Raw genomic sequence first — 14,957 nt, 5'->3', positions numbered from 1 at the left:
CAAGATGATGCAGGGCGAGCGCGACAAGCTGCTGCACATGGAAGAGGAATTGCACAAGCGCGTGGTCGGCCAGCATGAAGCGATTGTCGCCGTTTCGGATGCGATCCGGCGTTCGCGCGCGGGCCTCGCCGATCCGAACCGTCCGTACGGCTCCTTCATGTTCCTCGGCCCGACCGGCGTGGGCAAGACCGAGCTGTGCAAGGCGCTGGCTTCCTTCCTGTTCGACACGGAAGAGGCGATGATCCGCATCGACATGAGCGAGTTCATGGAGAAGCATTCGGTGGCCCGCCTGATCGGCGCGCCGCCCGGATATGTGGGCTACGAGGAAGGCGGTTACCTGACCGAGGCGGTGCGCCGCAAGCCCTACAGCGTGATCCTGCTCGACGAGATCGAGAAGGCGCATGCGGACGTGTTCAATGTGCTGTTGCAGGTGCTCGACGACGGGCGCATGACCGACGGGCAGGGCCGCACCGTGGACTTCAAGAACACCGTGATCGTCATGACCTCGAACCTCGGTTCGCACAAGATCCAGTCGATGGAGGAAAGCGATCCGCAGCTGGTGAAACTGGCGGTGATGGCCGAAGTGAAAACGCATTTCCGTCCGGAGTTCGTCAACCGCATCGACGAGCTGGTGGTGTTCCACGCGCTGGACGAAAAGCACATCGGCTCCATCGCGCGTATCCAGCTGCAAGTCCTGGAAAGCCGCCTGGCCAAGCTCGACATCAAGTTGGAAATGACCGATGCCGCCTTGCAGAAGATCGCGGAAGCCGGCTTCGATCCGGTGTATGGCGCACGTCCGCTGAAGCGTGCGATCCAGCAGGAGATTGAGAATCCGCTGTCCAAGTACATCCTTGAAGGGAAGTTCGGTCCGAAGGATGTCGTGGGCGTGACCACCCGCAATGGCGAGCTGGTGTTCGAGAAGACTGCGGCGGCTTGATGGATCGTAGGGTGGGTAGAGCGAAAGCGAAACCCACCTTGCGGCCAGCCGGCGTTGTTCTGGCGGATTTCGCTTCGCTCTACCCACCCTACAGTCCTCCCCTGCGCGCAAAGAAAGCACTCGGCGATTGCCCGAAGGTTTTCTTGAACATCGAAGAGAACGCCGACTGGCTCGCATAGCCGAGCTCGCTGGCGACATGCGACAGCGGCATGCCGCGCGCGATCAGCGGTGCAGCGTGCGCGAGGCGCACCTGCTGGCGCCACTGCCCGAAGCTCATGCCGAGTTCGCTGTCGAACAGGCGGGCGAGGGTGCGTGAGGATGCCCCGACGCGCACCGCCCACTCGTCCAGCGTGAGGGGCGAGGCCGGTTCCGCGATCAGCATTTCGCACAAGGACTTGAGCCGCTTGTCGTCCGGCAGCGCGACGCGGATCGGCATGGTCGTCGAGCGGGCGAGTTCGTCAAGGATCAGGGCGGCGATCATCGATTCCCTTGCCTCGCCCGCATCTGCCATCGCCAGCGCGACAACCAGCTCGCGCAACAGCGATGACACTTCCAGCACCTCGCATCCGTCTCCCGGGAAGGGCGAGGCGCCGGCATGCACATAGAGCGCCCGCAGCCGGGCCTTTTCCAAAGTGGCGACCTCATGCAGCGCCCGCGGCGGAATCCAGATCGCCCGCTGCGGCGGCACGATCCAGGTGCTTTTTCCCACGGTAACACGCACCACGCCGTCGAGCGCATAGGTCACCTGCCCCCAGTCGTGGCTGTGCGCGGCGAGAAGCTCCGACGCCTTGAGGTCGCGTGCGACCAGGCGTACCGGCCGCTCTGGCGTCGGCGTGCGTCCGGGCAGGTGTAGCCGGGTATGGGTGACGGGAAGGGTTGCCATGACAGCGCCTCCGGGTGTTGGCAGGAATTCGACAAAGGTTGTCATCCTATCTTAAAACAGACGAAAACCTTTTGCGTACACTCATTCCATCGTTTATCGCCCGGGGAGTCCAATGAGTACCGCTGTTCCCACTTTCCGCCAGGATGCACAGGTCATCGGCCTGGTCGGCGTCGCCCATGGCGTGTCGCATTTCTTCCACCTGATCCTCGCACCGCTGTTTCCCTGGCTGAAGGAAGCGTTCGGTTTGTCGTACGCCGAGCTCGGCCTGTTGATGACCGTGTTCTTCGTGATCTCTGCGGCCGGCCAGGCCGCAGCGGGCTTCGTCGTCGACCGCGTCGGTGCGCGCACCGTCCTGTTTGCGGGCATCGGCTTCCTCGGCCTCTCGGCTCTGGTGCTGTCTCAGGCGAGCAGTTATCCGATGCTGCTGGCCGGTTCCATGCTGGCCGGTGTGGGCAACAGCGTTTTCCATCCCGCCGATTTCACCTTGCTCAACCAGCGGGTGTCCACGCCACGGCTTGGACACGCGTTCTCGGTGCACGGCATTTCCGGCAATCTCGGCTGGGCGGCGGCGCCGGTATTCCTGACGGGCATGGCCGGACTCTTCGGCTGGCGCGCGGCCCTGCTGGCGGCTGCCTGCATCCCGTTCGCCGTGCTCGCCCTGCTGGTCGTGTATCGCGAGGTCCTGCATACCGACGAGCTGCGTGCCGCGGTGGTGTCGCAGAAAAAGGCCGGTGACGCGCAAGGCCGGGCATTCGATTTCATGCGCGTGCCGGCCGTGTGGATGTGTTTCGGTTTCTTCTTCATGATCGCGGTCGCATTGGGCGGCATCCAGAGCTTTTCGTCGCAGGGTTTGCGCGAGCTGTACGGCATGTCGCTGGCCTCGGCGACGACCGGATACACCGCGTACATGCTGGCCTCCGCGGTGGGGATGGTGTGGGGAGGCTTCCTCGCATCGAAGACGGATCGTCATGACAGGACCATTGCCATTGCCTTCATGGCGTCCGCGGTATTCAGCCTGGTCATTGCGGCGGGAATCGTGCCGTCGCTGCTTGCCATCGTTTTGATGGGCGCGATCGGTTTCGGGGCGGGTGTCGCGGGGCCCTCGCGCGACCTGCTCATCCGCGCCGCTGCGCCGAAGAATGCGACGGGACGGGTGTACGGCGTCGTGTACTCCGGGCTGGACATCGGACTTGCAACCGGTCCGCTGCTGTTCGGCGCCTTGATGGATGCGAATCATCCGTCCTGGGTGTTCATCGGCATTGGCATCTTCCAGGGGCTGGCGATCCTGACCGCGGTCGGCGTGGGCACCAATACGGCCAGGAAGTCGGTCAAGGCGCAGGCGGCCTGATCGCTTACAATCCCGGGTTGAATTGACCTTTTTACATCCGGGAGGAAACGATGGCTTTTGCGACCTGCGACATTTGCGACGCGAACGAAGACAAGATTGCGGCCGGCACCTTATCCGTGCTGCCGCCGGTATTCCAGAAATTCGGCAAGCGCACGGCATTCTCCGGCCAGGCCGCAACGCTGAAAGTCTTCGAAGATAACGTCCTGGTGCGCGCGGCGCTGGAGACGCCGGGCAACGGCCGCGTGCTGGTGGTCGACGGCGGCGGCAGCCTGCGCTGCGCGCTCGTCGGCGGCAATCTCGGCGTGCTGGCGGAGAAGAACGGCTGGGCGGGGATCATCGTCAACGGCTGCATTCGCGATTCCGAAGAGATCAATGGGTGCGACATCGGCGTGCGCGCGCTGGCAACGCATCCCCAGCGCAGCATCCGCAAGGGCGTCGGCGAGCGCGACCTGCGCGTGACTATTGCCGGCGTGGCAGTCAATCCCGGCGACTGGATCTATGCCGATGCGGACGGCGTGCTCGTCGCCGCCCAGAAACTGGACTGACCTTCATTACGTGTACAAGTGATGCATGTCCGGATAACTGGACATGCATCATTGGCAGGTGCCCATGCGGGTGCCGGTGCCGCCCCTTCCCATCCCACTGAAATTCCCGACTCTGTTCCCCGGTCTTCGACCGTCCGTTTTCCACATCTCGAAATTTCCTTTTCGCATTGTAAAAAATCGCGCTGCAGAGCACTGTAGGAATTTTTCATTTTGAGAAAAATCATCCCGTATCGCGAAAAGTAAAAAACAGTTCCTTGATTTTAAACGAGAAAAATTTACTTATATGTCTTATATAAGACCTTGTTGCCCCGCAAAAATCCGCATATGATTCTCCCATCGATCTTCTTTTTTCTTCACTGCGTTTCATAGGAGAACAACCATGGCAACTCGCGAGCAGCAAATCAAGGATCTGGAAAAAGACTGGGCCGAAAACCCCCGTTGGAAGGGCATCAAGCGCAACTACACCGCTGCCGATGTTGTCCGCCTGCGCGGTTCTCTTCCGGTCGAGCACACCTACGCCAAGCGCGGTGCAGAAAAGCTGTGGAAGCTGGTGAACGGCGATGCGAAGAAGGGCTATGTGAACGCCTTCGGCGCAATCACCGCCGGCCAGGCCATGCAACAGGCCAAGGCAGGCCTGGAAGCCGTGTACCTCTCCGGCTGGCAGGTCGCCGCCGACGGCAACACCTCCGAAACCATGTACCCGGACCAGTCGCTGTATGCCTACGACTCCGTGCCGACCATGGTCCGCCGCATCAACAACACCTTCAAGCGCGCTGACGAAATCCAGTGGTCGCGCGGCGTCAACCCGGGCGACGAAGGCTTCATCGACTACTTCCTGCCGATCGTGGCTGACGCAGAAGCCGGCTTCGGCGGCGTGCTGAACGCGTTCGAACTGATGAAGAACATGATCGCTGCCGGCGCATCCGGCGTGCACTTCGAAGACCAGCTGGCTGCAGTGAAGAAGTGCGGCCACATGGGCGGCAAGGTGCTGGTTCCGACCCAGGAAGCGATCGAGAAGCTCGTTGCTGCCCGCTTCGCCGCTGACGTCATGGGCGTGCCGACCATCGTTCTGGCCCGTACCGATGCAGAAGCTGCAAACCTGATCACCTCCGACCACGACGCCAACGACAAGCCGTTCCTGACCGGCGAGCGTACCCAGGAAGGCTTCTACCGCGTCAAGAACGGCCTGGAGCAGGCTATCAGCCGCGGCGTGGCATACGCTCCGTACGCTGACCTCGTCTGGTGCGAAACCGGCACGCCGGATCTGGGCTTCGCCCGTGAATTCGCGCAAGCCGTGCATGCCAAGTGCCCGGGCAAGCTGCTGTCCTACAACTGCTCGCCGTCGTTCAACTGGAAGAAGAACCTCGACGACAAGACCATCGCCGAATTCCAGGAAAAGCTGTCCGAACTGGGCTACAAGTATCAGTTCATCACCCTGGCCGGCATCCACGTCAACTGGTTCAACACCTTCCAGTTCGCGCACGCATACGCTCGCGGCGAAGGCATGAAGCACTACGTGAACATGGTCCAGGAGCCGGAATTCGCTGCACGCGAAAAGGGCTACACCTTCGTGTCGCACCAGCAGGAAGTCGGCGCTGGCTACTTCGACGAAGTGACCACCGTGATTCAGGGCGGCTCGTCTTCCGTCAAGGCGCTGACCGGTTCCACCGAAGAAGAGCAGTTCCACTGATCTGCTTCCGGATCCCGGGCTTGAAATGAAAAACCGCACCTTCGGGTGCGGTTTTTTTATGCGTGGGCGCTCTTAATGGTGGTGATGACCTTCATGCGCATGGACATGCCGCGGTTGGGGTGCACCGCGCATTTCGGCGCGCGCATGGCGCACCACACTGAAAGACGCATTGAGCGCCAGCGTGCCCATGAGGATGGCAACCAGCCAGTCAGGCCAGCCGCTTCCGGAGCCGAATACGCCCGCTGCGGCGAACATGACGGCAACGTTGCCGATGGCATCGTTGCGCGTGCACAGCCACACCGAGCGCATGTTCGCGTCACCGCTGCGGTAGGCGTACAGCAGTGCCGCAACGCCGAGGTTGGCAGCCAGCGCGAGCAGGCCGACCGCACCCATCGTCACCGGTTCAGGCACGACGCCGGAGGCGACGCTGAACGCCGTCTTCCCCAGCACAAAGACGCCGAAAGCGCCCATGCACAATCCCTTGAACAAGGCCGCGCGGCTGCGCCAGATCGCGGCCATCGACAACACCATCAGCGAGACGCCGTAGTTTGCGGCGTCGCCGAAGAAATCGACCGCATCGGCCAGCAGGGAAGTGGAAGCGGATTGCAGGCCGCCGACGATCTCGACGCCGAACATCAGCGCGTTGACGGCAAGCGCGATCCAGAGGGCGCGGCGATAGCGCGGATCTTGGGCGGCAGGCGTGGGGGAATGGGCGCAGCAATGGGCAGACATGGGAACTCTCCTTGAGCAAGTTTGCCTATTACAGACCCTGTAGCTACTATAGGGTCAAGCATTGCGTGAAGGGATGATGATGAAGATTGGCGAACTGGCAAAACATACGGGCTGCGAAGTGGAAACCATCCGCTATTACGAGCGGGAAGGGCTGATCCCGACGCCGCCCCGTACCGAAGGCAACTACCGCCGCTATAGCGAGCAGGATGCGGAGCGCCTGTTGTTCATCCGGCATTGCCGTTCGCTGGGCATGTCGCTGGACGACATTCGCACGCTGCAACATTTCCAGGCCCGGCCCGAGCTGGCCTGTGACGAGATCAACGCCATGCTGGATCGCCACCTGGACCAGACGGAGCAGCAGATCGCGGCCTTGCAGCGTCTGCAGCAGCAGCTGCAGACGCTGCGCAGCGCCTGCCATACCCAGCTCAGCGCCAGGCACTGCGGCATCCTGCAGAACCTGCAAAGCGCGGCCAGCAGCAGCGAGTGCGTTTGTCACGGTGAGCGCCATTGATGCTTGGTAGAATGAGCACCCTTTTGACTCTTCCCGCACGGACATTCCCATGCTGAGCTACCGCCATGCCTTCCACGCCGGCAACCATGCCGACGTGCTGAAGCACACCGTGCTGATCCAGTTGCTGCGCTACCTCGGCCAGAAAGAAACGCCGTACATGTACATCGACACCCATTCTGGTGCCGGCGTATACGCGCTCGATACCGGCTATGCCAACAAGAGCCGGGAGTACGAGACGGGGATTGCCCGCCTGTGGGACAGCAAGGACTTGCCCGGCCCGGTCGCCGAGTATGTGCAGCTGGTCAGGGAGATGAACCCGAGCGGCAAGATGCGTTACTACCCCGGCTCGCCGTACTGCGCCGACCGCGTCGCGCGCGAGCAGGACCGCATCCGCCTGTTCGAGCTGCACCCGACCGACATCAAGCTGCTGGAGGACAACTTCCGCAAGCTTGAAGCCGAAGGGCAGCGTGGCGCCTCGCGCGGCAAGCGCGTGATGGTCAACCGCGGCGACGGCTTCACGGGGCTGAAAGGGCTGCTGCCGCCGCCCTCGCGCCGCGGACTGGTCCTGATCGATCCGCCCTACGAGGTCAAGGACGACTACCGAAGGGTGAAAGACACGCTGGCCGATGCGCTGATCCGCTTCCCCACCGGCACCTACGCCGTGTGGTACCCCGTCCTGCAGCGCATGGAATCGCGCCAGCTGCCGGACAAGCTCAAGCGCCTGCAGGGCAAGGACTGGCTCAACGTCAGCTTGTCGATCGGCGGACCCACGCCCGACGGCTTCGGGCTCACCGGCAGCGGCATGTTCGTGATCAATCCTCCGTGGACGCTGGAGCCGATGCTGCGCGAGATCATGCCTTTCCTCGTCAAGGCGCTCGCCCGCGACGATCAGGCACGTTTTACGCTGGAAACAGGCGTGCCGGTCACCGGCCCCGGTGTGCGAAAGGCATAAGCGAAACTGCTGGATCGGGGAATTCATCCTCCGGTCTACTGTCGCACAAATGTATCAGTTTGAAATCGCTGAAACCGGGCACGTGTGCGGAACGTACAATCAAAGCACACGCGTGTTCAGCGATGCCCGATCCGGCCGGCCTGCCGGAGTCACGACACAGAGACTGGTAATTCTTCATGGCGAATCTCGCACGCGACATTCCGCTGGAGGCTGCTGTCCCGCCGTATCGTGCACGGGACTTCTTCCTCGCGCGCCAGCCCATCCTGGACCGCAGGCAGGAACTGTTCGCCTACGAGCTGCTATTCCGGGCCGCTGCCGCGGGGCCGGCCAATGTCACCAACGACCTGTCCGCCACTGCCTCGGTGATCGCGCATGCGGCCGAACTCGGCATGAGCAACGTGATCGGGAGCTCCCTCGGCTTCATCAACGTCAACGCGGAAGTGCTGCTGAGCGACTTCATCCACTTCCTGCCCAAGGACAGGGTCGTCCTGGAAATCCTCGAAACCGTCGAGGTGGACGAACGCATCATCGCGCGGGTGGAAGAACTGGCCGCGGCCGGCTTTGCCATCGCGCTGGACGACGTGGTGGCCGAATCGCCCAACGTGCAAAAGCTCTTGCCGCTGGCGGACATCATCAAGGTCGACATCAGCGGAATGAGCGACGAGCACGTCGCGTCGCTGGGGCGGAAATTCAAGCAGGCCGGCAAGCGGCTGCTGGCCGAGAAGGTCGAAACTCAGGAACAGTTCCAGCATTGCCTCGACCACGAATTCGATTATTTCCAGGGCTATTACTTCGCCCGGCCTACCATACTCGCCGGCCGCAGGCTGACGCCGTCCCAGATCGCGATCATGCGCCTCATGACGCAGCTCGCATCGAATGCCGAGCTGTCGGCCATCGAGCGAGGCATCAAGCAGGATGCCTCGCTGGGGATGAGCCTGCTGCGCCTCGTGAACGCGCCCAGCGCAGGAGTGACCGAGCAGATCCATTCCCTTGGACATGCGCTGAAGCTTCTGGGGCGCCAGCAGATCCATCGCTGGCTGCAGATCCTCCTGTACGCCGAATCCGACAAGAGCCGTTGCGCGGCATCGCCTTTGCTGGCGCTGGCCACCACACGGGGGCGCCTGCTCGAGCTGATCGCCGAGACGATACGGCCCGGCGACACCGGTATGGCCGGTACGGCGTTCACCGTGGGCATTCTGTCCCTGATGGACGCCTTGTTCGGCCTGCCGATGGAGGAGATCGTCCGGCAATTGTCGGTAGATGACGAGGTCCGGCATGCCTTGCTCGACGGTTCCGGAATTTACGGCGACATGCTGCGCCTCGCCCAATGCATCGAAAAGATCGACAACGCCTGCCCGCAGCTCACGCCGCTGCTCGACAAGCTCGGAATATCATCGGAGCAACTCTACGCCTTGCAGGTGTCTGCCTTCGAGTGGAGCGATGCGGTCTCCGGCGGGGTCAACTGACGCCTAACAGTAATGTGTGGCCGCAGGCGGCTACAATATGTCTCATGAACAAGGCATTTGTTAAAGAATCGGACGGTGACGACGACGACCTGGAAGGCGCATTGCCCGCCATCCCGGCCGGCACCAAGAATTACATGACGCCGCAGGGGCACAAGCGCATGAAGGATGAACTGCTGCGCTTGATCGACGTGGAGCGGCCCGAAGTCGTCAAGGTCGTGTCATGGGCGGCCTCCAACGGCGACCGCTCCGAGAATGGCGACTATATCTATGGCAAGCGGCGCCTGCGCGAGATCGACCGCCGCATCCGTTTCCTCACCAAGCGCCTCGACCTTGCAGAAGTGGTGGACCCGAGCGTGCACCACGGCAGCGACCAGGTCTTTTTTGGTGCAACGGTCACCTATGAAAACCAGGCAGGCGAGGAGCACACCGTCACCATCGTCGGCATCGACGAACTCGATCCGCTCAACGGCAGAATCAGCTGGATTTCGCCGGTGGCGCGCGCGCTGACCAAGGCCAGGGAAGGGGATTCCGTCGTGCTCAGGACGCCGGCCGGATTGGATGAGCTCACCATCCTCGACGTCTCCTATCCGGTGCCCTGATTTTCCGCTTGCGTCCTGGCGGCGGCAAGGCGGGTTTCGCTGCGCTCTACTCACCCTACAGTTCTTGAAGGCGCGGGCTATGCGGCTAAAGGATCGTAGCGTGGGTAGAGCGAAGCGAAACCCGCGTGCACGTCTCCCGCGGGTTGCAAAGGCGGGCTTCGCGCGGTCAGCCGCGCTCGCGCAGGATGCGCGCCACGCCCGGGATCTTCCGCACGTTGCGGATCAGGCGTGCGAGATGGACGCGGTCCTCGACCTGCACCGTGAAGTGCAATTGCTTCATCAGGTGGTCGCGGTCGTCGTCCATGCCGACATAGGTGATGTTGGCATCGGATTCGCCAATCTCCGCCGCCACCCGTGCAAGCACGCCTTTCTCATTGTCGACGAGGACTTTGATCCGGCAGTCGAAACGGCGCGTGAGTTCTGCCTCCCATACCAGGTCGATCCAGCGGTCCGGTTCCTTCGCATGCTGGCGCTTGGCGATATCGCAGTCGTTTGCGTGCACGACAATGCCCTGGTCGCGCTTGAGCTGGCCCTTGATGGCGTCGCCCGGAATGGGCTGGCAGCATTGTGCCAGCTGCACGGATACGCCTTCATTGCCGTTGATGGCAACCGGATCGAGCTTGCTGCTCTTCTTTTCGGTGTCGAGCGGCGGAAGGGTGTTGGAGGGATCGCTTTCCATCAGCGTGCGGATGTGGCGCGCCACCAGCGTCGCCATGCGCTTGCCGACACCGATGTCCGCATACAGCTCGTCGAGCGACTTGGCACTGGACTCGTTCAGCAGCTTCTCCACCAGCTCCGGCGGCAGTTGCGGATCGATTTCCAGGATGGTGAGCGATTGCGCGAGCAGCCGCTTGCCGAGCTCGGTCGATTCGGCGAGATTGATGGTGCGCAGGTGATGGCGGATCGCGGAGCGCGCCTTGCCGGTGCGGACGAAGGTCAGCCAATTGGGGCTCGGGCGCGATGTCGGCGCGGTCACGATTTCCACGATATCGCCGTTGCGCAGTTCCGTACGCAAAGCGGCGTGTTCGTGGTTGACGCGGGCGCCGATTGCCTGATCGCCGATATCAGTGTGGATCGTGTAGGCAAAGTCGAGCACCGTCGCGCCGCGCGGCAGGGCGATGATCTTCGACTTCGGCGTGAAGACATAGACCGAATCCGGGAACAGGTCCACCTTCACGTGCTCGAGGAATTCCGCGGAATCGCCGGTCTGTTTCTGGATGTCGAGCAGAGACTGCAGCCATGCGTGGGTACGCTGCTGCAGATCGGTCAGGCTGGCATCCGAGTCCTTGTAGAGCCAGTGCGCCGCTACGCCGGCTTCGGCGACGTGGTGCATGTCCTGGGTACGGATCTGGAATTCGACCGGGGTGCCGTAGGGGCCGATCAGGGTGGTGTGCAGCGACTGGTAGCCGTTCAGCTTGGGAATGGCGATGTAATCCTTGAATTTGCCCGGCATCGGCTTGTACAGCGCGTGCAGGGTGCCGAGCGCCACGTAACAGTTGGCGAAACTGTCGACAACGATGCGGAAGCCGTAGACGTCGAGCACCTGGGAAAAGGAGAGGTGCTTGTTGCGCATCTTGCGGTAGATGCCGTACAGCGTCTTTTCGCGGCCGTAGACCGCGGCCTTGATGCCGGTCGCCGCGAGCGTGTTGTTCACGGATTCGAGGATCTTGCTGACCACTTCGCGCCGGTTGCCGCGCGCGGCCTTCACTGCTTTCGCCAATGTGCGGTAGCGCACCGGAAAGAGGTGCGAGAAGGCGAGGTCCTGCAGTTCCCGATAGATATTGTTCAGGCCGAGACGGTGCGCGATCGGCACATAGACTTCCATCGTCTCGCGCGCGATGCGGCGCTTCTTCTCCGGGCTCATGAAGCCCAGCGTACGCATGTTGTGCAGGCGATCGGCCAGCTTGATGAGGATCACGCGCACATCGCGCGCCATCGCCAGCAGCATCTTGCGGAAGTTTTCAGCCTGCGCCTCGATCTGGCTCTGGAATTCGATCTTGTCCAGCTTGGACAAACCGTCCACCAGAGTGGCGACGGGCGCGCCGAAGCGCTCGATCAGTTCTTCCTTCTTGACGTCCTGGTCTTCCATGACGTCATGGAGCAGGGCGGCCATGATCGCCTGCGCGTCCAATTTCCAGTCAGCACAGATTTCCGCAACGGCAATCGGATGCGAGATATAAGGCTCGCCGGACTTGCGGATCTGGCCGAGGTGCATTTCATCCGAAAAGCGATAGGCTTCCTTCACCTTCTTCATTTCGGAAGGCGAGAGGTAGTCGCCCAGCTTGTTCATCAGCAGGGTGACGGAAGCGACGCCCGCATTCTGCGCAGCGTTCGGATCGGACTTCGGGGAGGAATCGGGAATCTTGGAGGCCGGGCGATCGGACGACGCCCGGTTATTCGGAGCGACTGACAGGGTTGAATCTGGTTGAGTCAGGTTCATAAGCTAAGCTTATCAGTCGCATGGCCGTTAACGCTACTCAGCTCGGGACTTTTTTCAGCATTTCGAGCCCGACCTTGCCGGCGGCGATTTCACGCAGTGCGATAACCGTCGGTTTGTCTTTTGCTTCGACTTTCGGGGTATGACCTTGCAGAAGCTGGCGGGCGCGATAAGTCGCGGCCAGGGTCAGCTGGAAGCGGTTGGGTACTTGTTTGAGGCAGTCTTCGATGGTGATACGCGCCATAAGTGCTCCTGAAATTGATGTCAGCTCAAGTTGGCGTGGATGCCAAGCTGGGTGAATAGGGAAGCGTTGCGTGCAGCCTGTTGCGCGAAGCGGCAACGCGAAGCTTTGACGATTGCTGTCAATTCCGACAAAGCTGTCGCAAACTCTTGATTAATAATAACATATTCGGACTCCGGGGCGTGCGCTATTTCGCCGCCGGCGGCCAGGATACGGCGCGTGATCACATGCGGTTCGTCCTGTCCGCGCTTCTTCAAGCGTTCTTCCAGTGCGGCGATCGACGGCGGCAGGATGAAAATCTGGACGGCGCCCGGAAACTGCTTCTTGACCTGCTGCGCGCCCTGCCAATCGATCTCAAGCAGAACATCGAGGCCGGCTTTCATTTCCTTCTCGATCATCAGGCGCGACGTTCCGTAGTAATTACCGTGGACTTCGGCCGATTCCAAAAATTCCCCGTCTTCGCGCCGCTTGAGGAAATCCTCTACCGTCGTGAAGTAATATTCGCGTCCGTGCTGCTCGCCCGGGCGCGGCTGGCGCGTGGTGAAGGAGATCGACAGCTTGATGGCCGGTTCCTGCGCCAGCAGCGCATTGACCAGCGTGGACTTGCCGGCGCCGGAGGGGGCGACGACCATGAACAGGCTGCCTGCGGGATTGAAGACTTCGGTCATAGATATGGCTGGTTGTCGTGTAAAAAAGTCAATGCCGGGTCATTCCAGATTCTGGACCTGTTCCCGCATCTGCTCAATCAGCAGTTTCATCGCCATCGATGCGTCGGACAATTCCTTCAGCGCCGCCTTGGAGCCGACGGTATTCGCTTCGCGGTTCAGTTCCTGCATCATGAAATCGAGGCGCTTCCCAACCTGTCCGCCTTTTTTCAGGATGTGGCGCGTTTCCGACAGGTGCGCCGACAGGCGCGACAGTTCTTCGGCCACATCGATGCGGATGCCGTAGAGAGTCACTTCCTGGCGGATGCGCTCCAGCGCTTCCTCGCGCGAGACGGTCGCCGGTCCGCCGTTCGACGCGGCCACGCCGAGCGCTTCCTTCATGCGTTCAGTCGCCTTTTGCTGGAACTGCGCAATCGCCTGCGGGATAAGCGGGGTGATGCGCTGGACGATAGCTTCCATCTCGTCGATACGCGATATCAGCATCGCCTGCAGGGCCGCACCTTCCCGTGCGCGGCTGTCGATGAAGGCGCCGAGCGCATCGTTGATGAGTGCCTGCACTTCGGCCTGCAGCGCTTCCTGGCTGGCTTCGGCGTCGGCAATCACGCCCGGCCAGCGCAAGAGTTCACTGACGGTCAGGGCAGGCGCATCCGGGAAATGTTGTTTCACTTGCGCTTGCATTTTTGATAATGCGTCGAGCAGTTCCGCGTTCAGGTTCTGCACGCCGCCGGTAGTCGCCTTGCGGCCGAAACTGAGGCGGCACTCAACCTTGCCGCGGTTCACGCGCGCCATGATGGCTTCGCGCAACACGGGTTCGAAAGCGCGGAATTCGTCGTTGATGCGGAACTGCAGGTCGAGGAAGCGCGAATTGACGCTTTTCAGTTCAACGGTCAGTGTGCCCGCATCGGTTTCGCGCGTGGTGACCGCGTAACCGGTCATGCTGGAGATCGTCAAAATGTTTCCTTGCTTTACAAATCAGTGATTTATCCCACACAATCCGGAGGAACTGTCAGGGAAACCGCCCAGGGAAATATGGCATCTCAAAACAACGCCCCATTGCCGGATGGACTCGAAATTGCCGGATACCGCATTGTAAAGAAGATTGCGTCCGGCGGGTTCAGTATTGTCTACCTGGCCTATGATGAGGACGGCAACGCAGTCGCCATCAAGGAGTACTTGCCCAGCTCGCTCGCGCTGCGCCGTCCGGGCGAACTCGTCCCCGCCATCTCCGCGGAAAACCTGCCCGTCTTCCGCATCGGCCTCAAGTGCTTCTTCGAAGAAGGGCGCGCGCTGGCCCGCATTTCGCACCCCAACGTCGTCAGCGTCGTCAATTTTTTCCGCGCCAACGATACCGTCTACATGGTGATGGCCTATGAATCCGGGCGCTCGTTGCAGGATCACATCATCCGCCGGCGCGACAAGGGCGAGCGTCCTTTGGTGTCGGAGCGTTTCATCCGGAAAATGTTCAACCAGGTGATGAACGGCCTGCGCGAAGTACATGCGAACAAGCTGCTCCACCTCGACCTGAAGCCCGCCAATATCTATCTGCGCATGGACGGCACGCCGATCCTGCTCGACTTCGGCGCGGCGCGCCAGACCTTGCGTGCCGACCAGCCCAAGCTCTACCCGATGTACACCCCCGGCTTCGCGCCGCCCGAGCTGTACGTCAAGAACGGCAACCTCGGCCCGTGGACCGACATCTACAGCATCGGCGCATCAATGTTCGCCAGCATGGTCGGGGCGCCGCCCCAGCCGGCAGACCAGCGCAAGACCAACGACCGCATGGAAGACCACTTCCGCAAGCTGGAAAGCATGTATTCGCGCGAGCTGATCCAGGTGATCCGCTGGTCGCTGCGTCTCGAACCGCTGGAGCGTCCGCAAAGCGTTTTCGCGCTGCAGAAGGCGCTGCGCGAACCCGTCGTCGAACAGAAGGAACCCGACCTGATCGAAAAGC

15 protein-coding genes are annotated in these 14,957 nt (G+C 61.6%); 9 read left to right on the top strand and 6 right to left on the bottom strand.

The annotated features are described in order from the left end of the window. The coding region (locus VFF99_RS05325) for an AAA family ATPase (RefSeq protein ID WP_325015683.1) at positions 1–937 on the top strand (937 nt) is incomplete at its 5' end. An 88-nt stretch (positions 938–1,025) separates the two neighbouring features. Here the strand turns inward: VFF99_RS05325 and VFF99_RS05320 are convergent. Further along, entirely contained in the window at positions 1,026–1,820 is a 795-nt protein-coding gene (locus tag VFF99_RS05320; RefSeq protein ID WP_325015681.1) for a helix-turn-helix transcriptional regulator, read from the bottom strand. 112 nt (positions 1,821–1,932) lie between these two features. Here VFF99_RS05320 and VFF99_RS05315 point away from each other — a divergent pair, with 112 nt between their 5' ends. The 3 genes from VFF99_RS05315 (at position 1,933) to aceA (ending at position 5,403) form a co-directional block, all read left to right on the top strand. Beyond that, positions 1,933–3,168 carry an MFS transporter gene (locus VFF99_RS05315; RefSeq protein WP_325015679.1) on the top strand — a complete coding sequence of 412 codons (1,236 nt, stop codon included), beginning with the start codon at positions 1,933–1,935 and terminating at the stop codon, positions 3,166–3,168. Between the two features lie 50 nt (positions 3,169–3,218). Next, positions 3,219–3,713, top strand: coding sequence for a ribonuclease E activity regulator RraA (gene rraA / locus VFF99_RS05310; RefSeq protein ID WP_325015677.1), 495 nt, complete (start codon positions 3,219–3,221; stop codon positions 3,711–3,713). Between the two features lie 379 nt (positions 3,714–4,092). Next, a complete protein-coding gene (gene aceA, locus VFF99_RS05305; protein ID WP_325015675.1) occupies positions 4,093–5,403 on the top strand; it encodes an isocitrate lyase in 1,311 nt (436 codons plus the stop codon). A gap of 72 nt (positions 5,404–5,475) precedes the next feature. On the opposite strand, the gene VFF99_RS05300 is transcribed toward aceA, so the two are convergent. Continuing rightward, positions 5,476–6,135, bottom strand: a complete 660-nt coding sequence (locus tag VFF99_RS05300; RefSeq protein ID WP_325015673.1) for a cation transporter — start codon at positions 6,133–6,135, stop codon at positions 5,476–5,478. A 73-nt stretch (positions 6,136–6,208) separates the two neighbouring features. Here VFF99_RS05300 and cadR point away from each other — a divergent pair, with 73 nt between their 5' ends. From cadR to greB, 4 genes are all read left to right on the top strand, one after another. After that, positions 6,209–6,646 (top strand): Cd(II)/Pb(II)-responsive transcriptional regulator, encoded by a 438-nt coding sequence (gene cadR / locus VFF99_RS05295; RefSeq protein WP_414691503.1) that lies wholly within the window; start codon positions 6,209–6,211, stop codon positions 6,644–6,646. Between the two features lie 49 nt (positions 6,647–6,695). Next, positions 6,696–7,598, top strand: coding sequence for a 23S rRNA (adenine(2030)-N(6))-methyltransferase RlmJ (locus VFF99_RS05290; RefSeq protein ID WP_325015670.1), 903 nt, complete (start codon positions 6,696–6,698; stop codon positions 7,596–7,598). A 176-nt stretch (positions 7,599–7,774) separates the two neighbouring features. Then, positions 7,775–9,064: an EAL and HDOD domain-containing protein gene (locus VFF99_RS05285; protein ID WP_325015668.1), complete on the top strand. Its 1,290-nt coding sequence runs from the start codon at positions 7,775–7,777 to the stop codon at positions 9,062–9,064. Between the two features lie 44 nt (positions 9,065–9,108). Next, entirely contained in the window at positions 9,109–9,663 is a 555-nt protein-coding gene (gene greB / locus VFF99_RS05280) for a transcription elongation factor GreB (protein ID WP_325015666.1), read from the top strand. Positions 9,664–9,829: 166 nt separating this feature from the next. Here the strand turns inward: greB and VFF99_RS05275 are convergent, their stop codons facing one another. Genes VFF99_RS05275 through VFF99_RS05260 form a run of 4 tightly spaced genes read right to left on the bottom strand, consistent with a single transcriptional unit; the run spans position 9,830 to position 13,942 of the window. Next, complete coding sequence (locus tag VFF99_RS05275) at positions 9,830–12,103, bottom strand: bifunctional (p)ppGpp synthetase/guanosine-3',5'-bis(diphosphate) 3'-pyrophosphohydrolase (RefSeq protein ID WP_325015664.1); 2,274 nt, start codon at positions 12,101–12,103, stop codon at positions 9,830–9,832. Between the two features lie 37 nt (positions 12,104–12,140). Continuing rightward, positions 12,141–12,344, bottom strand: coding sequence for a DNA-directed RNA polymerase subunit omega (gene rpoZ, locus VFF99_RS05270; RefSeq protein WP_325015662.1), 204 nt, complete (start codon positions 12,342–12,344; stop codon positions 12,141–12,143). 20 nt (positions 12,345–12,364) lie between these two features. After that, the gene (gmk, locus tag VFF99_RS05265) at positions 12,365–13,009 is read right to left on the bottom strand and encodes a guanylate kinase (protein ID WP_325015661.1); all 645 of its coding nucleotides are present in this window, start codon (positions 13,007–13,009) and stop codon (positions 12,365–12,367) included. A gap of 39 nt (positions 13,010–13,048) precedes the next feature. Then, positions 13,049–13,942, bottom strand: coding sequence for a YicC/YloC family endoribonuclease (locus VFF99_RS05260; RefSeq protein WP_325015685.1), 894 nt, complete (start codon positions 13,940–13,942; stop codon positions 13,049–13,051). Positions 13,943–14,035: 93 nt separating this feature from the next. Between VFF99_RS05260 and VFF99_RS05255 the strand changes: the two genes are divergently transcribed. Continuing rightward, the coding region (locus VFF99_RS05255; protein WP_325015659.1) for a serine/threonine-protein kinase at positions 14,036–14,957 on the top strand (922 nt) is incomplete at its 3' end.

Origin of the sequence: Noviherbaspirillum sp., assembly GCF_035654295.1 — a bacterium.
In the GTDB taxonomy this organism is placed as follows: Bacteria; Pseudomonadota; Gammaproteobacteria; order Burkholderiales; family Burkholderiaceae_D; genus Noviherbaspirillum.
This window is presented reverse-complemented; position numbering and strand designations above follow the sequence as displayed.

Coding starts and splice junctions, on each gene's coding strand:
- VFF99_RS05260 (WP_325015685.1), bottom strand. CDS start 13,942: ATGACCGGTTACGCGGTCACCACGCGCGAAACCGATGCGGGCACACTG.
- VFF99_RS05315 (WP_325015679.1), top strand. CDS start 1,933: ATGAGTACCGCTGTTCCCACTTTCCGCCAGGATGCACAGGTCATCGGC.
- rraA (WP_325015677.1), top strand. CDS start 3,219: ATGGCTTTTGCGACCTGCGACATTTGCGACGCGAACGAAGACAAGATT.
- VFF99_RS05290 (WP_325015670.1), top strand. CDS start 6,696: ATGCTGAGCTACCGCCATGCCTTCCACGCCGGCAACCATGCCGACGTG.
- VFF99_RS05285 (WP_325015668.1), top strand. CDS start 7,775: ATGGCGAATCTCGCACGCGACATTCCGCTGGAGGCTGCTGTCCCGCCG.
- aceA (WP_325015675.1), top strand. CDS start 4,093: ATGGCAACTCGCGAGCAGCAAATCAAGGATCTGGAAAAAGACTGGGCC.
- greB (WP_325015666.1), top strand. CDS start 9,109: ATGAACAAGGCATTTGTTAAAGAATCGGACGGTGACGACGACGACCTG.
- cadR (WP_414691503.1), top strand. CDS start 6,209: ATGATGATGAAGATTGGCGAACTGGCAAAACATACGGGCTGCGAAGTG.
- VFF99_RS05300 (WP_325015673.1), bottom strand. CDS start 6,135: ATGTCTGCCCATTGCTGCGCCCATTCCCCCACGCCTGCCGCCCAAGAT.
- rpoZ (WP_325015662.1), bottom strand. CDS start 12,344: ATGGCGCGTATCACCATCGAAGACTGCCTCAAACAAGTACCCAACCGC.
- VFF99_RS05275 (WP_325015664.1), bottom strand. CDS start 12,103: ATGAACCTGACTCAACCAGATTCAACCCTGTCAGTCGCTCCGAATAAC.
- gmk (WP_325015661.1), bottom strand. CDS start 13,009: ATGACCGAAGTCTTCAATCCCGCAGGCAGCCTGTTCATGGTCGTCGCC.
- VFF99_RS05320 (WP_325015681.1), bottom strand. CDS start 1,820: ATGGCAACCCTTCCCGTCACCCATACCCGGCTACACCTGCCCGGACGC.